The 18,703-nt window shown below is 36.9% G+C and carries 23 protein-coding genes; 9 read left to right on the forward strand and 14 right to left on the reverse strand.

The features are described 5' to 3' along the window. Positions 1-16: 16 nt before the first annotated feature. The 8 genes from KIK00_RS22465 to KIK00_RS22500 all read left to right on the forward strand — a co-directional run bounded on the left by KIK00_RS22465 (position 17) and on the right by KIK00_RS22500 (position 7,337). A complete protein-coding gene (locus KIK00_RS22465; RefSeq protein WP_255814465.1) occupies positions 17-1,132 on the forward strand; it encodes an HmuY family protein in 1,116 nt (371 codons plus the stop codon). Positions 1,133-1,152: 20 nt separating this feature from the next. Next, positions 1,153-2,031 (forward strand): hemin ABC transporter substrate-binding protein, encoded by an 879-nt coding sequence (locus tag KIK00_RS22470; RefSeq protein WP_255814466.1) that lies wholly within the window; start codon positions 1,153-1,155, stop codon positions 2,029-2,031. Next, entirely contained in the window at positions 2,015-3,055 is a 1,041-nt protein-coding gene (locus KIK00_RS22475) for an iron ABC transporter permease (RefSeq protein ID WP_255814467.1), read from the forward strand. Before KIK00_RS22470 ends, KIK00_RS22475 begins: the two co-directional genes overlap by 17 nt. Next, on the forward strand, positions 3,055-3,828 hold the full coding sequence (locus KIK00_RS22480) for a heme ABC transporter ATP-binding protein (protein ID WP_255814468.1): 774 nt from the start codon (positions 3,055-3,057) through the stop codon (positions 3,826-3,828). The genes KIK00_RS22475 and KIK00_RS22480 overlap by 1 nt, the downstream gene beginning before the upstream one ends. Before the next feature lie 2 nt (positions 3,829-3,830). Next, the gene (locus KIK00_RS22485) at positions 3,831-4,481 is read left to right on the forward strand and encodes a class I SAM-dependent methyltransferase (protein WP_255814469.1); all 651 of its coding nucleotides are present in this window, start codon (positions 3,831-3,833) and stop codon (positions 4,479-4,481) included. A gap of 4 nt (positions 4,482-4,485) precedes the next feature. Next, positions 4,486-5,514, forward strand: a complete 1,029-nt coding sequence (locus KIK00_RS22490; protein WP_255814470.1) for a hemin-degrading factor — start codon at positions 4,486-4,488, stop codon at positions 5,512-5,514. 117 nt (positions 5,515-5,631) lie between these two features. Then, complete coding sequence (locus KIK00_RS22495; RefSeq protein WP_255814471.1) at positions 5,632-6,504, forward strand: ChaN family lipoprotein; 873 nt, start codon at positions 5,632-5,634, stop codon at positions 6,502-6,504. A 197-nt stretch (positions 6,505-6,701) separates the two neighbouring features. After that, a complete protein-coding gene (locus KIK00_RS22500) occupies positions 6,702-7,337 on the forward strand; it encodes a peptide deformylase (RefSeq protein WP_255814472.1) in 636 nt (211 codons plus the stop codon). Between the two features lie 99 nt (positions 7,338-7,436). On the opposite strand, the gene KIK00_RS22505 is transcribed toward KIK00_RS22500, so the two are convergent. Genes KIK00_RS22505 through KIK00_RS22515 form a run of 3 tightly spaced genes read right to left on the reverse strand, consistent with a single transcriptional unit; the run spans position 7,437 to position 8,961 of the window. Beyond that, positions 7,437-7,862: an organic hydroperoxide resistance protein gene (locus KIK00_RS22505; RefSeq protein ID WP_255814473.1), complete on the reverse strand. Its 426-nt coding sequence runs from the start codon at positions 7,860-7,862 to the stop codon at positions 7,437-7,439. Beyond that, a complete protein-coding gene (locus KIK00_RS22510) occupies positions 7,863-8,297 on the reverse strand; it encodes a MarR family winged helix-turn-helix transcriptional regulator (protein ID WP_255814474.1) in 435 nt (144 codons plus the stop codon). A 31-nt stretch (positions 8,298-8,328) separates the two neighbouring features. Further along, positions 8,329-8,961 (reverse strand): NAD(P)H-dependent oxidoreductase, encoded by a 633-nt coding sequence (locus KIK00_RS22515; RefSeq protein ID WP_255814475.1) that lies wholly within the window; start codon positions 8,959-8,961, stop codon positions 8,329-8,331. Between the two features lie 260 nt (positions 8,962-9,221). On the opposite strand from KIK00_RS22515, the gene KIK00_RS22520 reads away from it, so the two are divergent. Then, positions 9,222-9,974: an SDR family oxidoreductase gene (locus KIK00_RS22520; RefSeq protein ID WP_255814476.1), complete on the forward strand. Its 753-nt coding sequence runs from the start codon at positions 9,222-9,224 to the stop codon at positions 9,972-9,974. 21 nt (positions 9,975-9,995) lie between these two features. On the opposite strand, the gene KIK00_RS22525 is transcribed toward KIK00_RS22520, so the two are convergent. The 11 genes from KIK00_RS22525 to KIK00_RS22575 all read right to left on the reverse strand — a co-directional run bounded on the left by KIK00_RS22525 (position 9,996) and on the right by KIK00_RS22575 (position 18,660). Next, positions 9,996-10,313: a hypothetical protein gene (locus tag KIK00_RS22525; RefSeq protein WP_255814477.1), complete on the reverse strand. Its 318-nt coding sequence runs from the start codon at positions 10,311-10,313 to the stop codon at positions 9,996-9,998. A gap of 69 nt (positions 10,314-10,382) precedes the next feature. Beyond that, positions 10,383-11,342: a protein-glutamine glutaminase gene (locus tag KIK00_RS22530; RefSeq protein ID WP_255814478.1), complete on the reverse strand. Its 960-nt coding sequence runs from the start codon at positions 11,340-11,342 to the stop codon at positions 10,383-10,385. Positions 11,343-11,672: 330 nt separating this feature from the next. Further along, on the reverse strand, positions 11,673-12,401 hold the full coding sequence (gene lipB, locus KIK00_RS22535; RefSeq protein ID WP_255814479.1) for a lipoyl(octanoyl) transferase LipB: 729 nt from the start codon (positions 12,399-12,401) through the stop codon (positions 11,673-11,675). A gap of 31 nt (positions 12,402-12,432) precedes the next feature. Continuing rightward, entirely contained in the window at positions 12,433-13,167 is a 735-nt protein-coding gene (gene trpA / locus KIK00_RS22540) for a tryptophan synthase subunit alpha (protein ID WP_255814480.1), read from the reverse strand. A gap of 66 nt (positions 13,168-13,233) precedes the next feature. Then, positions 13,234-14,412 (reverse strand): tryptophan synthase subunit beta, encoded by a 1,179-nt coding sequence (trpB, locus tag KIK00_RS22545; protein ID WP_255814481.1) that lies wholly within the window; start codon positions 14,410-14,412, stop codon positions 13,234-13,236. Between the two features lie 4 nt (positions 14,413-14,416). Continuing rightward, positions 14,417-14,962: a GNAT family N-acetyltransferase gene (locus KIK00_RS22550; protein WP_255814482.1), complete on the reverse strand. Its 546-nt coding sequence runs from the start codon at positions 14,960-14,962 to the stop codon at positions 14,417-14,419. Then, the gene (locus tag KIK00_RS22555; protein WP_255814483.1) at positions 14,959-15,471 is read right to left on the reverse strand and encodes a hypothetical protein; all 513 of its coding nucleotides are present in this window, start codon (positions 15,469-15,471) and stop codon (positions 14,959-14,961) included. Before KIK00_RS22555 ends, KIK00_RS22550 begins: the two co-directional genes overlap by 4 nt. 25 nt (positions 15,472-15,496) lie before the next feature. Then, positions 15,497-16,177, reverse strand: coding sequence for a phosphoribosylanthranilate isomerase (locus KIK00_RS22560; protein WP_255814484.1), 681 nt, complete (start codon positions 16,175-16,177; stop codon positions 15,497-15,499). 20 nt (positions 16,178-16,197) lie between these two features. Beyond that, the gene (gene trpC, locus KIK00_RS22565; RefSeq protein ID WP_255814485.1) at positions 16,198-16,971 is read right to left on the reverse strand and encodes an indole-3-glycerol phosphate synthase TrpC; all 774 of its coding nucleotides are present in this window, start codon (positions 16,969-16,971) and stop codon (positions 16,198-16,200) included. Between the two features lie 58 nt (positions 16,972-17,029). Continuing rightward, positions 17,030-18,016, reverse strand: a complete 987-nt coding sequence (gene trpD / locus KIK00_RS22570) for an anthranilate phosphoribosyltransferase (RefSeq protein WP_255816699.1) — start codon at positions 18,014-18,016, stop codon at positions 17,030-17,032. A 41-nt stretch (positions 18,017-18,057) separates the two neighbouring features. Beyond that, positions 18,058-18,660: an aminodeoxychorismate/anthranilate synthase component II gene (locus KIK00_RS22575; protein WP_255814486.1), complete on the reverse strand. Its 603-nt coding sequence runs from the start codon at positions 18,658-18,660 to the stop codon at positions 18,058-18,060. Positions 18,661-18,703: the final 43 nt, after the last annotated feature.

The following is an 18,703-nucleotide window of genomic DNA, read 5'->3' on the forward strand; positions in this document are numbered from 1 at the left end:
ATAATAAGTTACTGTTATGAAGTATTTAAAAATATTGTCTATTCTTTCCATCATGGCGGCTACACAGTCTTGTCTCTCTGCAGATGAAGATCCGGTTCCGGTTCCTCCTATGACTGGATCAGAAGTTAATGTAAAAGTTGGTGGCCCTACAGAACCTAATCAGGTTTGGATTGATCTAAGTGATTACACCAATCCGGCTGTCAACAGCAGAACAGATTGGGATCTTGGTTTTTATACAGGAGATGAGTTTCGTGTAATTATGAACGGATCTCTTGCCATGACGGTTGTTAAAATACCTAATGCTACAGATATCAGTAAAGTAAAAGATACTGATGCAGCAAGCTTGAAAGAAATTGCTCAGGTGGGAACATTTGATGCTGCCAATATGCAATATATCGACAATCCTAACGGTAATTTTCTGACTCAAACTTCAGGAATTGATGCCATCAAAGAAAATGATGCTGATAATCCTGTTTATCTGATCAATCTTGGTAGGGAAATACCTTCCGCAGCCAATATCGGGGCAGGCTCCGTTTCATTGTCCGGTGATCCGAGAGGATGGAAAAAAATTCAGATACTGAGAGCTCAGAATGGATACAAGATCCGTTATGCCGATGTGAATGCAACCGGAGCTGATATCAAAGAATATATCATTACCAAAGATACAGAATACAACTTCTCATTCTTCAACCTGAAAACAGGAACCCCAGTAAAGATCCAGCCTAAGAAAAAGAAATGGGATCTTGCGTTCACAACATTTACCAATGAAGTATTCATGGGACCTACAACCAGTGCCGGAAGCTACTTCTATGCAGATTTTGTAACTACCAATACATTGAATGGAGTAGGTGCCTATCAGGTAAGCGTTACAGGAAGTCTGGATCAGGCTTATACTGCATTTAAGCTGAAAGACGTTGAGCCAGCCAAATTTGTTTTTAATGATCATAGAGCCATTGGTGATAAATGGAGAACGACGACAGGTACAGCAACCAATCCGGTTCCTTTTGTGTATTCAGACCGCTTTTTTGTGTTGAAAGACGCTGAAGGTTTCTACTTTAAACTGAGATTCAACAAAATGAAAGACGAAAACGGAAACCGTGGTTTCACCAATTTTGAATTTGAACCCTTATAATAATCAAATAATAGTATATCATGAAAAAAATCATCCTTGCAGCTTCTGTACTTGTAGCAGTATATTCTTGCAAAAAAGCAGAAGCATCAACGAAAGAAAATACAACAGAAGCTACTTCTGAAGCACCAAAAACCAACAATAAAATAGTAACATTAAGCGGAGGAATTACGGAAATCGTAAGCGCTTTAGGCCATGAAAAAGAAATTGTGGGAACGGATGTTACAAGTACCTATCCCGCATCTTTAAAAGCTACAGCAAAAGATTTAGGTCACATGAGATCAATGACCATTGAACCGATCATGGCAGTCTCTCCAACATTAATTTTAGCTTCTGATAAGGATATCAACCCAGAATTAATGGGGAAAATCAAATCTTCCGGTATTAAAACCGAAGTGTTCAAACAGGAATATACAGTAGAAGGAACTAAAAAGTTAATTGAATCTGTAGCAAAAGCTATCGGAAATACTGATTACCAGAAATTAAATGATAAGATTGATGCTGATCTTAAACAAGTACAGCCTATTGCTAAAAAACCAAAAGTATTGTTCATCTATGCAAGAGGAAATATGCTGATGGTGAGTGGTAAAAATACGCCAATGGCTTCATTGATCAATCTTGCAGGCGGGGAAAATGCCGTAACTGATTTTGAAGATTTCAAGCCATTGACACCTGAAGCCGTTGTAAAAGCTAATCCTGATGTACTGTTCTTCTTTGAAACAGGCCTACAAGGAGCAGGAGGAAATGAAGGAGCTCTTAAAATGCCGGGCGTTTCCCAAACGAATGCCGGGAAAAATAAAAAGATCATAGCAATGGACGGAGGTTTAGTATCAGGTTTCGGACCGAGACTAGGAGAAGCAGCAGTAGGATTAAACAAACTTTTAATTGAAAACACAAAGTAAACTATACTTTTATCTTATTATAAGTGCCATATTGCTGGCTATTCTGGCAGTGGTGGCACTTTATATAGGCGTTTATGATTTTAACGGGGTGTCACCGTTCACGGTTTTAAGCCAATTTATTGAAGGAGATCCGGATCTGTCGCTAAGTGATAAATATGTCATCTGGGAAGTAAGAACTTCCAGAATTATTATGGCCATTCTGGTGGGGAGCATGCTTGCCGTTTCAGGAACCACATTGCAGGGACTTTTTAAAAATCCACTGGCAACTGGTGAGGCGATTGGTTTAACCTCGGGAGCCACATTATTGGCAGCATTTGCCATCGTTTTGGGAGGGCATTTTAAGCAGTATCTTCCTGAAATTGTACAGTTTTCCCTGGTAGGGATTTCAGCTTTTTTAGGAGCTTTGCTGGCGATGATGCTGGTATACAGAATTTCTACAAGTGCAGGAAAAACAAATGTGGTTATGATGCTTTTAAGCGGTGTTGCCATTACCTCCATAGGGTTTTCAATTACAGGATTCCTTATTTATCTTTCAAAAGATGAACAGTTGAGAGATCTTTCATTCTGGAATATGGGAAGCCTGGCTGCAGCCACATGGACAAAAAATATCGTTTTAACAGTAGTTATAGCTATTTCTTATGCGATTTTACTTCCCAAAGGAAAGGCACTGAATGCCATGATGCTGGGAGAAAGAGATGCTCAGCATTTGGGAATCAATGTAGAGAAACTGAAAAAGCAGATTGTTGTTATTACTTCATTAATGATAGGTACCTGCGTTGCATTTTCAGGAACAATTGGTTTTGTAGGTCTTATTGTGCCTTATATTTTAAGGCTGTTATTCAAATCAAACTACGTGTTCATTCTGCCGTTGTCAGCAGTTATGGGAAGTATTTTGCTTCTGATTGCGGATACCATCAGCAGAAGTATTGTGGCACCGTCAGAACTGCCAATCGGTATCTTGACCTCTTTGATCGGAGGGCCTATTTTTATTGCTATTTTAATTAAATTTAAAAAATCACTCTAATGATAAAAGCGCATCAAATTAATTATCTGCACAAGAGTTTTAAAATTCTTGACAGTGTTGATGTCTCTTTAGGGTATGGCGAATTTTTAGCAATCGTTGGACCGAATGGAGCAGGAAAGTCAAGTCTTTTAAGTGTTTTGGCAAATGAAGTAAAAGAAGGAAGATCTAATATTGTATTCAAAGAAAAACCTATCGCAGACTGGGCAGTAAAAGAATTGTCCCAGCATAAAGCCAAATTTTCGCAGCACAATTCCAATGAAATTCCTTTGCAGGTAAAAGATGTAGTCATGATGGGAAGATATCCTTATTTTGAGGCTCAGCCCGGTAAAGAAGATCTGGAAGCCATGAATAATATGATGTATGAAACAGATATTTTTCATCTGAAAGACAGAGATTACAATACCCTGTCCGGAGGAGAGAAGCAACGGGTACATCTTTCAAGAGTAATGGCACAATTACAGAACGATATTACCCATAAGCTGGTTTTTCTGGATGAACCTTTGAATAATTTGGATATAAAACATCAGTATAAGGCGTTGGAAATTATCAAAAATTTTACGAAAAAAGCCAACAGCGCCATTGTTGTTTTACATGATCTGAACCTTGCAGCACAATTTGCAGACAAGATTTTATTGATGAAATCAGGAAAAGTTTCCGCCTTTGGAACTCCGCAGGAAGTTTTTACGGCAGAAAACATCAGCAAAGCCTATAATTTTCCCTGTACCATCTGCGGACACCCTATTACGAATAACCCAATGATCATTTTTGGATAACTATGGAAAAAGAAGAACTTAAAATCCTTGCACAGAATCTGGCCAATCCTCAGGGAGAAAAAGGCATCGAGATTGGTGAAATGATGAATGCTACTAACATCAGCATGACGTTAGAAAGTATCAGAACCCTTGTGATGGAAGACGATCAGCATATCCTTGAAATAGGACACGGCAATGCCGGACACCTGAAAAGTATAATGAGTCTTGCCAAAAACCTCAGATATACAGGGGTCGATATTTCTGAAACCATGCACAATGAAGCCAAAAGACTCAATAAAGAATTTGAAAACCAGGCAGATTTTATTTTGTATGAAGGAAAGAAGCTTCCTTTTCAGGACGGGACTTTCAATAAAATATTTACAGTCAATACCGTGTATTTCTGGGAAAACCCGGTAGAATTTTTAAACGAGATCTACAGGGTTTTAAAAGATGACGGGACATTCGTTCTTACATTCGGGCAAAGAGATTTCATGGAGAAACTTCCTTTTACAGAATATGATTTCACCTTGTACAACAACAATGAAATGGAAGAACTGATTTCCAAAAGTCATTTTAAAAGAATGAAAATTTCCGAAAAAAAAGAAGAAATAAAAAGTAAAACAGGAGAAGAAACAATACAAAGAATTTATACAATTTTAACCATAAAAAAATAAAATAATGAGCACATTAGTTAATGATTTAAAGGAAAAATGGGAGGCTCTGAAAGCAGAAAACCCACACATAAGAATAAGAAATGCCGCTGCACAGCTAGGGGTAAGTGAAGCAGAATTATTATTGACCAGTGTAGGAGAAGAGGTAACTGTTTTAAACGCAGATTTCCCGGGAATTCTTACAGAAGCTGAGCAGTTGGGAAAAGTAATGGCTCTTACCCGTAATGATGAATGTGTTCACGAAAGAAAAGGAACTTACCTGAACGGAGATTTCAGCAGCCCACACGCACAGCTTTTTGTTGGGGAAGACATTGATCTTAGAATTTTCCTTAACCACTGGAAGTTTGCTTTTGCAGTAGTGGAAGGAGATAAGAAAAGTCTTCAGTTTTTTGGAAAGGATGGTCTGGCATTGCACAAGATTTATCTGACAAAAAACAGTAACGAAGAAGCTTTCGATGCTTTGGTTGAGAAGTTCAAAGCAGAAGATCAGAATCAGGCTTTTGTATTTGAAGCTGTAGCTCCAAAACAGGCTGAAAAAGCAGATACTGAAATAGATGTAGAAGGCTTCAAAAAAGCTTGGACAGAATTGAAAGATACTCATGATTTCTTCATGATGACAAGAAAATATGGAGTAAGCAGAACACAGGCATTAAGATTAGCTCCGGAAGGATTTGCTAAGAAAATTGATAATGCTAAAGTGGTCAACATCCTTGAAGATGCTTCTGAAAAAAATACACCGATCATGGTTTTTGTTGGAAACAGAGGAATTATTCAGATCCATACAGGGAACGTGAAGAAAACACTTTGGCACCAGCAATGGTTCAATGTAATGGATCCTGATTTCAACTTACACCTTGATGTAACGAAAATTGCAGAAGCATGGATCGTTAAAAAACCAACTGAAGACGGAGAAGTAACGGCTATCGAAGTATTCAACAAAGAAGGAGACTTTATCGTTCAGTTCTTTGGAAAAAGGAAACCTGGAATTCCTGAGCTTCAGGAGTGGAAGGACCTTGTAGCAGCATTAGAAAAGTAATAATTAGATGATTTGAATGAGACCGTTTTGTTTGTAAAATTCAAAGCGGTCTTTTTTATTACAGTGATCTGCAAGTGCCAGAATATTTGTGTAATTTGTGATTAAATATAAAATAAAATGAAAAATATTTTCATAGCGATACTGCTTGCCGGTTTCTGTTCTTTGAAAGCACAGGACTTTAAAGCTTACCAGTTTTATGATAAAAAAGGAAAGGAAGTAAAAACGGAAAAACTGGTGAAAGAACTGGCCGATTATGATGTGGTCTTTTTTGGTGAAAACCATAACAGTTCTATCAATCATTGGCTTCAGCTTAAAATAACAGAAGCTCTGTTTGCCAAAAAGAATGGACAGCTTATTTTAGGAGCTGAAATGTTTGAAAGAGACAATCAGGCTCAGCTGAATCAATATCTGAATGGGAAATTGGATGCTAAAACATTCAAAGACTCCGCACGTTTATGGAACAACTATGCAACGGATTACAAACCTTTGGTAGATTTTGCTAAAAATAAAAAACTGAATTTTATTGGCACTAATATTCCAAGGAAATATGCCTCTCAAACTGCTAAGGAAGGCCTTGAATCCCTGAATAAATTAAGTGAAAAAGAGAAAACTTATATTGCTCAGTTACCTATAAAAGTTACGTTAGACACTCCGGGATATCCGGAAATGAAAGCGATGATGGGTGATCATGCAGAAGGGACAAAAGTGATGAATTTTATTTCAGCCCAAGCAACAAAAGATGCTACAATGGCTGAGTCTATTCTGAAAAATTACCAGGCCGGAAAAACATTTATCCATTACAATGGAAACTATCACAGCAAAGAGTTTGGTGGAATCTATTGGTATATAAAACAGAAAAATCCTAATTTGAAAATGGCGGTGATCTCAGTTTTTGAATCAGAAGATCCTGAACTGAAAGTGCCAGCTAAAGAGTATATTCCAACAGATTTTAATCTGATTATTCCTGCGGATATGACAAAGACCTTTTAATGATGTTCTAGCAGATGATACAGATTGAGCAGATCTTATTATGAATAAATAATTTGAATTGTATTCATTCAATAGGAACGGGCTTTAGCCCGTTTTTTTATATCAGACTTCCATTAGCTTAGCCAAAACTTAAAATTAATTATCGGATAATCATTTTTATTCCACAATATTTACCTTTGTACAACATTCCAGAAAACATGAATAAATTACCCATACTGCTGATCTTTTTTATCGGACTGATCAATGCCCAGAAACTCACTTCCAATGAAATTTCAGTAATCAATCAAGGTGATCCAAATACTGCATTGCCAATCTATCAGACTACAGATACCAATCAGCATAAAACATTGCTGAGCATTTCTTTAGAAGCAGATCCTCTTGACCCGAACACAGCTGTTCTGGTAAAAAGAATGAAAGAATCCCTTCTGTCAACAGATGGTGGAGTAGGAATTGCAGCACCTCAGGTGGGAATCAACAGAAAAATTATCTGGGTGCAGCGTTTTGACAAAGAAGGAACCCCGCTGGAATACTTCATCAATCCGGTCATTGTATGGCGTTCCGATCTGCAGAATCTTGGGCCTGAAGGAGATCTTTCTATTCCTGATTTCAGAGATCAGTTTTACAGAAGTAAAGTAATCCAGTTAGAATATGTTGATTTGAAAGGACAGAAATATTCAGAAATAGTAGAAGGATTTACAGCCGTTATTTTCCAGCATGAGATCGACCATCTTTTCGGAGTTTTGATTTCTGATAAAAAAGAAAAAGAAAAAAATGATTCTTATAAAAAAGTGGATGCTTATCAGAAAAGTGACGTAAATAAAGACAGAAGATAATGATGAGTTATAAATGATGAATTGCTATTAAATAAAATAAAAGGAGCTGTTTCCATGGAAACAGCTCCTTTCGTTATAACTATGCTTAAAAAAATTGGATTAATCGTTGTTGGTTACTGAAAGCTTCACCTCCATATTATTTCTGGTTGCATTAGAATAAGGGCAGATCTGATGTGCCTTTTCTGTTAATTCCTGAGCCTCTTCAATTGAAACTCCAGGTATATTCACGTCCAGTTCTGCTGCCAGTCCGAAGCCACCATTCTCAAGTTGGCCAATGCTCACCTGTGCAGTAACTGTTGTTTCTCCGGTTTTCACTTTAGAAAGACTGATTACCCTGTTCAGAGCACTGTCGAAACATGCAGAATATCCAGCTGCAAAAAGCATTTCAGGGTTGGCAAAATCTTCATTTGCTCCTCCTAATGCTTTTGGCATTCTTACATCAAGTTCTAAAACTCCGTTTTCACTTTTTACATGTCCGTTTCTGCCTCCTTTAGCAGTTACCTGAGTTGTATATAACGTTTTCATTTATTTTTCTATTTTGTTTAATATTTTTAGGACTGTGTCTTTAAGATGCAGCAGTTCTTCCGGTTGTATACCCAGTCTTTCCTGAATCTTTCCCGGAATTTCACATGCTCTTTGCTGAAGCTTTTTCCCAGCTTCATCTAAAAATACTTCAACCACTCTCTCGTCCTCTTTTTTTCTTTTTCTGATAATAAATCCTTTAGACTCCAGTCTTTTTAAAAGAGGTGTCAAAGTACCGCTGTCCAGAAACAGTTTTTCTCCGATATGGGTTACCGTAAGTCCGTCACCTTCCCATAGCACCATCATAACAAGGTACTGCGGATACGTTATGTCCAGTTCATCGAGGAAAGGACGGTAAAGTCCTGTAATCTCTTTGGCAATAACATACAGCGGGAAGCAAATCTGGTTTTCTAGTTTAGGTGTTTTCGGATTTTCCATAATTTTGAGTACGAAAGATTCGATGAAGGTATTACTTTTTTATAATAAATTCATCCATTGGAATTCTGACTTTTTTCATAGAAGAAAGCCAGTCATTAGCTTCGTCACGGTATCCAAGATATAAAAGACTAACACTTTTTAATCCTAGTTCTTTTAATCCCAGTACTTCATCCACTATCGCATTGCTGAATCCTTCTGCCGGAGTACTGTCGATTTTAAGTTCTGCTGCTTGTGCCAGGGCAATTCCTAAAGCAATATAAGTCTGGCGGGCAGTATGTGCAAAATGTTCCTCAGGAGTCTGTGCACCATATATTTCTTTGATTTTATCAGTATAGCTTCCGAAACGACCTCTTGGAAGGTCTCTTACATCGGTATGATAATCATAAACTTTGTCAATTTTTTCATTAGAATAGCTGTCCCATGCTGCAAATACCAAAACGTGAGAAGAATCTCTCATTACTTCAGGGTTTAAAGCACCTGCTACCATTTTTTCTTTCAGTTCCTGATTTTCTACCACGATGATTCGGAATGGTTGTAATCCGGATGAAGTAGGAGCCAGTCTTGCTGATTCTAAAATAGTATTAAGGTCTTCCTGTGAAATTTTTTTGTTCGGGTCATAAGCTTTTACAGCATGTCTCCAGTTTAGATTTTCTATTAATGACATTTTCTTTTTGTTTTTAAATTAAACTACTTGGCGGTTATTGAACTTCCTGATTTTTATATTGAAGTAAAACAACACTGCAAATGTACAAGCAATTTAATTGTGCGCAATTTAATTTTGAAAGATTTTATTTATGACGATTATTGATAAACTAAAACAGGTAAGAAAATAAGCAGATTACTTTTTATCCATTTACGCATGATTCGGATTTTTTAAGATCATTTCTATTCCAATCTTTGCAGGAGAATTTTAAACTAAAAACAATGCAGAAATTTAAAAACAAAACCGCTTTAATTACCGGGGGAACCAATGGAATGGGGCTGGCCACCGCTCAAAAATTTATCGAAGAAGGTGGTTCTGCTATTATCACAGGGAGAAGTGAAGAAACTGTGAATATTACCCTGGAAAAACTTGGAGAAAAGGCTTTTGGAATTGTTTCCAATGCCGGAAATATAAAAGATGTGATGAATCTTCAGCAGGAAGTCAGAAAATATACAGAACATATTGACCTTGTCTTTGCCAATGCTGGATATGGAAGGTTTGCTCCTATAGAATATGTGGATGAAAACCAGTTTGACGATCTTTTTAACCTGCTGGTAAAAGGTCCTTTTTTTACGGTGCAGCAGGTACTGCCATTAATGAAAAGCGGAAGTTCCGTTATTTTCAATACTTCTGTAGCAACAGATATTGCTATGCATAATTTTTCTGTGTATTCTGCAGCCAAATCAGCAGTGCAGTCTTTCATTAAAACGTTTGCGGTAGAGCTTACAGAACGTGGCATCCGTGTCAACGGAGTGAGTCCGGGACATATTAAAACCAATATTTTTAATAATACAGGATTAACCGGAGAACAGATTGAAAGTGCCATTGAGGGTATTATTCCTACAATCCCTTTTAAAAGACAGGGGAAACCATCAGAAATAGCCAATGTAGTTCTGTTTCTTGCTTCGGAAGAAGCCTCCTATATTCATGGAGCTGAAGTAAAAGTAGATGCCGGAATTTCTGTGATAAGATAGCTACAGACTATTTCAGAGAGCTTAAAGATTTTTCACCTCTTTAATTTCTTTGATGATATTGGTCTTATTTTCAATACCAATATTATAAGTCTTACTTTTTTTTAAGCTTTGAGTTGCCTTTTCTATAAGAGTTTTGTAATCCGGTGATTTTTTTGAAATATAAAATACCTGAGCACTTATTCCAATGGCAACACGTACCATTTCATTTGGCTTGTCCGGATCTTCAGTGATATTTGAAATAGTGGCATTATTATACCAGGTTAAATTCTGCGAACTGGAACTACCGGAACAGGATGTAATCATAATAAAAAGTAATAATAGATATGACCAGGCTTTCATAAGGAAAAGTATTTAGTAAAAAGCTCCTGCAATGTATCAAAATAAATGCAGGAGCTCTATATAAATTAGTTAAAATCCACAACTTGCTACACTAGGAGCAGGCGAAGGAGAACATCCTGAAAGGGATGAGAATATGTTTAATACACAATTGGTATTTACGTAGTTGTTATCATACAGTAAAGAACCTGATGGGCTTCTGTAGTAAACGTTTCCTGCTGTATTGGCAAAAGAAGATACAGACGCAGATCCACAGCTTGTGTTTGTACATGCAGCTCTCCATGCCGTATCAGTTACTGGCCCGCTGGAGAATAATGATGGATCAATGATTCTTTTCTCAACGATTCCGGAAGCATTTTTAAAGCTTACCAATATCGCTACGTGGTATACCCATGATACGCAGCATGTTCCTGTAGAAGCTCTCAGGTTACCGTAAACAAACTGTTTTTCACAATCATATCCTGCATTCAATAGAATTTGTCTCATTTTGTGAGCTCTTGCGTAGCAGCCATCCACAGGATATCTGAAAGTGATGCACGGGGAAGAAGCTGTAGAAGTTCCGCAAGCCTGGTTTTTAATTTGAGCAAACAGACTGTTTAATGTGGCAAGATTAGGAATTACACTGACTGCCTTATTACTTTCACCTCTTTCTTCTTTGTTGAATACAGATTTGAAATAACGGATGTCATCAGCTGTTGCTTTGTCTACTTTAGCAATTTCACTGGTATTGGCTTTAAGGAAAATATGAACTGGAGTTTCGTTTTCAACAGCCTGTCTGATCATGGAAATATAACCTGCATTTTCTTTACTGTCCTTCATATAGTAAGGTTGGGCAGTAACCATAAATGAGATTTTAAATTTTCCATCTTCTTTTTCAATCCCTACCGGAACAGTTTTGCCGAAATCTTTCATTGCAATTTCGTTTGACTCTTTGGCAACAAGATTCGGATCCTGGTTGGCATTGGAATCTGAACAGGCATTGAATGACATTACTGTCACGAATACCATCATGGATAACAGAAATTTTTTCATAGTTTTTATATTTTGGTGGTTAAATTTCAGTGAACAGTTTAATTATAATAGTTCACTATTTTGTGATATTAAAAATAATAAAAATTAAAATATATGCAACAGTTTTTTTAAAAAAAACACATTATTATGATATATTTTTGATTTTATGATATTGAAAAGGGCGAAAAACCTAATGATTTTGATAGTAAACTCAGAAAAATTAAAAACAAATAAATTTATCTTTTTTCGGTCCGGATTCCTAAGCAATGTAAGGATGGCAATATTATATTTAAACTAAAAACCCAGTTTCAACTGTTGAAACTGGGTTTAATATATCTTAAGCTGTCTTGACTATTTATAGATCAATTCTGCCTGGAAAACGTCTGCAAAATGTTTTCTGATCTTTGCTTTCAGTTCTTCCACTTCTTCAGAGGTTAGCTCTCTTTCAAGTTCTCTTTTCAGAGAGGTCACCTGCTTATCTTTGATCCCACATGGAATAATGTATTCAAAATAACGCATATCCGTATTTACATTCAATGCAAAACCATGAAGGGTAACCCACCGTGAAGCTTTCACACCCATAGCACACATTTTTCTGGCGTAAGGTTTTCCAACATCCAGCCATACTCCTGTTTCCCCCGGAGAGCGTTCTCCTTTAATGCCATATTCGGCAATGGTTCTGATGATCACTTCTTCCAGATTTCTCATATATAAATGAATATCTGTAAAAAAGTTTTCTAAATCCAGGATAGGATAGCCCACAACCTGTCCGTAACCGTGATAAGTAATATCTCCGCCACGGTTTACCTTTACGAAAGTGGCATCAATTTCTTTCAGTTTATCAATGCCGGCAAGCATATTTTCTTCATGTCCGCTTTTTCCTAAAGTATACACGTGAGGATGCTCTACAAAAAGAAGGTGGTTGGGAGTTGTACTATGTTGTTCTGCAGGAAGATCTCTGTTTTTTATCTTGGTATCAATGATGTTTTTCATCAGCTGCTCCTGATAATCCCAGGCTGACTGATATTCTCTGACCCCTAAATCTTCAAATTCTACTGATTTATTTTGATTTGTATTCATTTCAATTTTTGATATACAAATTTAGTGAATTTTAGGCTTTGATGGAATGGATAAAATCTATAGCACTTTTCTTCCAGTCTTTATCCTGAAGCAATATGTTCACAAAGGCTGTTCCTATGATACCACCATCCGCTTTTTCCGTTACATTTTCAAAATCCTCTTTCGATTTAATTCCGAATCCGATCATCACAGGATTTTTAAGCGGGAGAGATGCTACCCTGGAAAGGTAGTACTCATTTTTTAAAACCGCATTTTCATTCCCCGTTGTAGAGGAAGAGCTTACTGCATACAGAAAACCTGAACTTAAAGAGTCCAGATACACCATCCTTTCATCAGAAGTTTCAGGAGTTACCAGAAATGTGAAATTAAGATGATACTGCTTTAAGATAGATTGATAATTTTTCTCAAACTCAATTGGAGGAAGGTCTGGAAGAATCAATCCTGAAACACCGCTTTCAGAACATGCTGCACAGAATTTTTCAAACCCAAAACTCAATACAGGGTTGATATAGCCCATCAGAATAACCGGAATTCTGATCTCATTTTTGATGGCTTTTAATTGGGATAACAGTTTTTCAATGGTCATTCCATTTTGTAATGCCAGTTCGTGAGCTTTTTGAATTACTGGTCCGTCTGCTACGGGATCAGAATAAGGCATTCCGATTTCGATCATATCTGCTCCGGAATCCTGGATCAGTCGTATAATCTCAGCGGTATCTTCCAATTGCGGAATCCCTGCTGTGAAATATATATTTAGTTTTTTCATTTTTTTATTGTATTGATGATAAGATTTCATATGTTAAAGTCATTTTACATAAATACTTTTTACATTTTACAAATTCTTCAGATACGTTTCCATATCCTTATCTCCACGGCCGCTCAGGCAAATAACAATAACATCATTTTCTCCAAATTTCTTCTTGTCCAAAACCGCCAGAGCGTGAGAACTTTCCAATGCCGGAATAATGCCTTCCAGTTTGGTCAGTTCAAAAGCACATTTTAAGGCTTCATCATCATTAATGCTAAAGAATTCTGCCCTTTGTTCTTTAAATAAATGGGCATGAAAAGGCCCAATTCCCGGATAATCCAGTCCTGCAGAGATAGAGTGGGGTTCTATAACCTGGCCGTCTTCCGTCTGCATTACAAGACTTTTGCTTCCGTGAAGTACACCAAGAGTTCCTAAAAATGTAGTAGCTGCGGATTTTCCGGAATCTATTCCCAGACCACCGGCTTCAGCAGCAATGATTTTCACTTCTTTTTCTTCTACAAAATGATAGAAAGTTCCTGCTGCATTGCTTCCACCGCCTACACAGGCAATCACATAATCAGGGTTTTCTCTACCAATCTTTTCCTTAAGCTGTTCTTTAATCTCTTTTGAAATGATGCTCTGAAATCTCGCTACAAGATCCGGGAAAGGATGAGGTCCTACCACACTTCCGATGACATAATGAGTAGTCAGAGGATTGTTGATCCAGTCTCTTAATGCTTCATTCACGGCATCCTTAAGGGTTTTGGATCCTGAAGTGGCTGGTACAACTTCTGCACCCAGCATTTTCATTCTTGCAACATTCGGGGCTTGTCTCTGGATATCAATTTCTCCCATATATACGATGCATTCCAAACCAAGCAAAGCACACGCTGTAGCGGTGGCAACACCATGCTGTCCGGCTCCGGTTTCGGCAATAATTCTGGTTTTTCCAAGGCGTTTTGCCAATAGGACCTGTCCCAGAGCATTATTGATCTTATGAGCTCCGGTATGGTTGAGGTCTTCACGTTTTAAATAAATCTGAGCCAGATATTTCTGACTTAGGTTTTTAGCAAAATATAACGGTGTGGCACGGCCTACATAATTTTTCAGCAAATCCTGATACTCAGCCTGAAAATCTTCAGATTCTATTATTTCAAGATAGTTTTTTTGTAATTCTTCTACATTAGGATAGAGCATTTCGGGGATAAAAGCTCCTCCAAACTCTCCATAATATCCGTTTTCATCGGGGTTTTTATAATTCATTTTTTTATTCTTTAGTAATTAAATAAGCATTATTCTGCGAGCTTAGCTGATTGAGCAATTCTTTTGTTTCCTGCGAAGCATTAAAAATCAAAATATCATCATCTTCAGAATTTACCCATTCCGAGCCGATACTTTCTTTGATCATTTTGGCTTTGTCGTGAAGAATTTCGACCGTACATTTTTCATAGAAAGGGCGGAGATCCGAATGGCAAAATCCAATAGTATCTTTATTTCTCCGGATTGCATTTTCTTTGAAATTATGGATCAAAGCAGCTCCATAACCCTTCTTTTTATGGGTGGAAACAAGTCCTACAGCTTCTGCAAAAGAGTAGTTAGTTTCTGCAATTTTTAACGTAAAATCAAAATTTACGCGAATCAATGCCAATATATTTTCATCTGTATCCAGCATAAAATGAAATTCTGAATCTTTGAAAAAATTCCGGAAATAGGCAGACTTCATGGTATTCCAGGCAGAGATATCCCAAAGCTGCAAGATATGTTCTATCTCTTTTTCCGTTAAATCCTTAGTTTCTTTTATCTGATATTTCATGGGTTTAAACTATTAATAAATGTAAGGTGATAATCGTGTTGCTGTTTGGTAATCAGTTTTTTATAATGTAATAATTCTATTTTATGCATTAAATCAATTAAAGTTGCTTTATCTATTTTGGATTGGTACATGGTAATTGCAATTTCCAGGTTGTCAATCAGATAATAAGAATCAGAGTCTTCGTACAGCAGGAATATTTTAGCATAAATCAATCCTAAGTCATATTTGATAACTGATCTTACATGGTTTTCCAGAAACTTATCGGAAATAACAACAAGATAGTAGCTGTTCCATAGACTGATTCTTTCAAAAAAATACTGGATATCACTTTCCTGAAAATCTTTAATAATATCAATGAACTCAGACAATAGCCCGCCAACTTCCCAATGCTCTATATTGCCATCATTCTGGGCAACAAAATGGTACAGGGACTGTATTTTTTCATTCCCGAATTTAGGGGGAAATAAGGTTTTATAAAATGTCTTTTTTAGCAAATGTATGTTCATCATTGTGTTTTTTTAGTTGTGGTATCTTTTACTGATATAGGCTTTTAAACCTTTTTATGCGGTTAACATTCTTATTTCCGGGTTCTGTTTCAAATTTTGAATTGATATCTAAAACAAAAGGCTGCTGCTGCAAAACTTTGATATTCCCGATGTTTTCTTCTGAAATACCACCACTTAAAAAGTAGGGCAGAGGAATCTTAAATTCATTCAGAATATTCCAGTCAAACTGCCTTCCCGTTCCACCGAATGCTTTACTGTCTGTATCAAACAGGTAATAGGTGATAGGCTGTAGGGTGCAGATTGCGAGTGGAAGGCTAAATGCTTGTGTTATTTTATTTTTGGTTTCCGAATCATTATTTCCTATTCTTATTACTTTAATAATCCCAACTTCAGGATCCAGTTTTTGTCTTAATTCAATAATGAAACTATCACTTTCATCGCCATGAAGCTGGACAAAATTTAATCCTGCTTTTTGAACAATCCGTAGAATAATGTCTGTTTCTTCATTTACGAAAACTCCTGTTTTCCCCTGATGATCTATAGCTGAGATCTCTTCCAGGCTCAGATGATTCAAAACATATCTCGGTGATTTTTCATAGAAGATAAACCCAAGGAAATCTACATTCATAGCCATCAGCTCTTGAATCTGGTTTAATTTCGTTAGACCGCATACTTTGAGTTTAGGAGTACTGGAGGGTTGCAGGTTCATAATCAGGTATTATTTATAGATTAAATTTCTACTGAGAAATTTTCAAATGCTTTAGCCGGATTCGTATTTTTCATGAAATATTCTCCCATCAGAAAACCATCAAATCCTTTTTCTTTTAAAAATTGAAAATCTTCAAGGTTGTAAATACCACTTTCCGCGACTGATAGAACTTCTTTTGGAAGCAGGTTTTTCAACTGGACAGAGTGCTGCAGATCCACTTTGAAATCCTTAAGGTTTCTGTTGTTGATCCCTACAAGATCCACTTTTGAATTACAATGTTTCAGCTCATCTTCCGTATGGATTTCCAGTAAAACTTCCATCTTCAGTTCATGGGCAAGTGCTGTAAATTCTTCTACCTGGACAGGTGAAAGGCAGGACGCTATCAGTAAAATGACATCAGCCCCAATACTTTTGGCTTCATAGAACTGGTATTCATCAATCATGAAATCTTTTCGCAGGATCGGAATTTTAATATCATTTCTTACGCTTATAATATCATTTAAATTTCCTCCAAAAAAATCGTGATCAGTCAGGATAGAAATTCCGCTGGCTCCAAAACTTTCGTAAGCAGAGACCACATCTAAGGGTTGAACATTATTGTTGATAATCCCTTTGGAAGGAGACTGTCTTTTAAATTCAGCAATGATTCCATTTTTATTTTTGATGGATTCTTTCAGTGAATAGGTTTTTCGTCCAAAAAAATCAGTGTCTTTTAATTTGTTGACAGAAATGCTTGATTTTGCGACCGCAATTTCTTCTTTTTTTCGTTCAATAATTTTATCCAGTATAGTCATTTTTTGTGTTTAAAATTTAGTCAATGGTGAATTTTGCTTCGCAAGTGAATGATGAATTTTAATTAATCAAAAGGTTAAAACTGTTTAACGCTTTTCCCCCCTGAAGACTTTCCTGAGCTAAAAGAAGACAGTTGTCATACGTTCCAAATTGGTGAGTGTTGTAAAGAGCTACTGAAGCATTAGCTAAAATCACAGAATTTTGCTGTTCTGTACCTTTTCCTTCCAGAATATTCATAAATATTTTTGCTGTTTCCTGAATAGAACTTCCAGCCTTAATATCTTCCAGCGTTACCGGATTGAAGCCTAAATCTTCTGCAGAATAGATTTCTTCCCCATTTTTTGTAATGATTTTACTGTCGTCGGTAAGACTTATTTCATCATATCCGTCAAGGCCATGTACCAGGATAAACTCACGCTCTTCTTTTTGCAGGAGATACTGGTAAATTCTTGCAATTTCCAGGTTGTATACTCCAATCATTGAATACTTTGGTTTTGCAGGATTAACCAATGGCCCCAAAAGATTAAAAAATGTTCTTAATCCCAAAGACTTTCTCAATAATCCAACCGATTGCAGTGCAGGATGAAAATAAGGAGCATGTAAAAAGCAGATATTCGCTCTTTCAAGATCTTCATTCAATTGTTCTGAATTGTTTTTGAACTGATATCCCAGTTCTTCCAGCACATTAGATGAACCGGTAGTAGTGGAAGCTCCATAATTTCCATGTTTGGTTACCTTCTGTCCGGCTCCGGCCACCACAAAGCTGGCTAATGTTGATATATTGATGGTATCTTTTCCGTCACCTCCCGTTCCCACAATGTCAATGGCATTACTTGCATCTATGTCTGCAGGAACAGCCATCTGAAGCAGAGCTTCTCTGAAGCCTTCCACTTCCTTCAGGGTAATATTTCTCATCAGAAAAACACTGATAAAGGCTGTAACCTCTGCAGTATTGAACTTATTCTGTGCAATCTCAATCATGGTAGCTTTAGCTTCTGATTTTGAAAGCGTATTATGATTGAACAGGTATTGCAGTATTTCTTTCATTTGTGGTGTTTTTATTGTTGTTGAAGGGATTTCTAAGGTTTTCATGACAATAGAAAGTTTTTAATGATTACTTCTCCTTCAGGTGTTAAAATACTTTCAGGGTGAAACTGTACTCCGTGTACATCATAGGTTTTGTGCTGTAAAGCCATGATCATTCCGTCTTTGTCTACAGCTGTGATTTCCAGCTCTTCCGGGAAACCTTCGGGATTTACTGCCCAGCTGTGGTATCTGCCCACTTCCAGTCCTGAGCTTAGATCTTTGAATAGTTTCGTATTTTCTTTTACCAGTTCAGTAGTTGTTGCTACTCCGTGGAAGATTTCAGTCAGGTTGATAAGATTTCCTCCAAAAGCTTCAGCTATAGCTTGTTGTCCGAGACATACTCCGAGAATACTTTTCGTAGGGGCATATTCTTTAATAAGGTCTAATAAAATACCTGCTTCTTCAGGAATTCCGGGCCCTGGAGAGAGGATGATCTTGTCATACTTTCCAATCTCTTCCAGGGTAATTTCATCATTTCTTACTACATCCACTCTTTGATTCAGAATTCTTTCAATAATCTGGACGAGGTTATAAGTGAAACTGTCATAGTTGTCAAAAACGAGAACTTTAAGCGGTAGTTGCTGAGTGTTTATATCGTTGTTCATTTCTTTTTTTGTTAGGTTGTTGCTGGTTGTTTTTTTGCTAGTT

The sequence above is a fragment of the Chryseobacterium sp. MA9 genome (assembly GCF_024399315.1).
GTDB lineage: Bacteria > Bacteroidota > Bacteroidia > Flavobacteriales > Weeksellaceae > Chryseobacterium.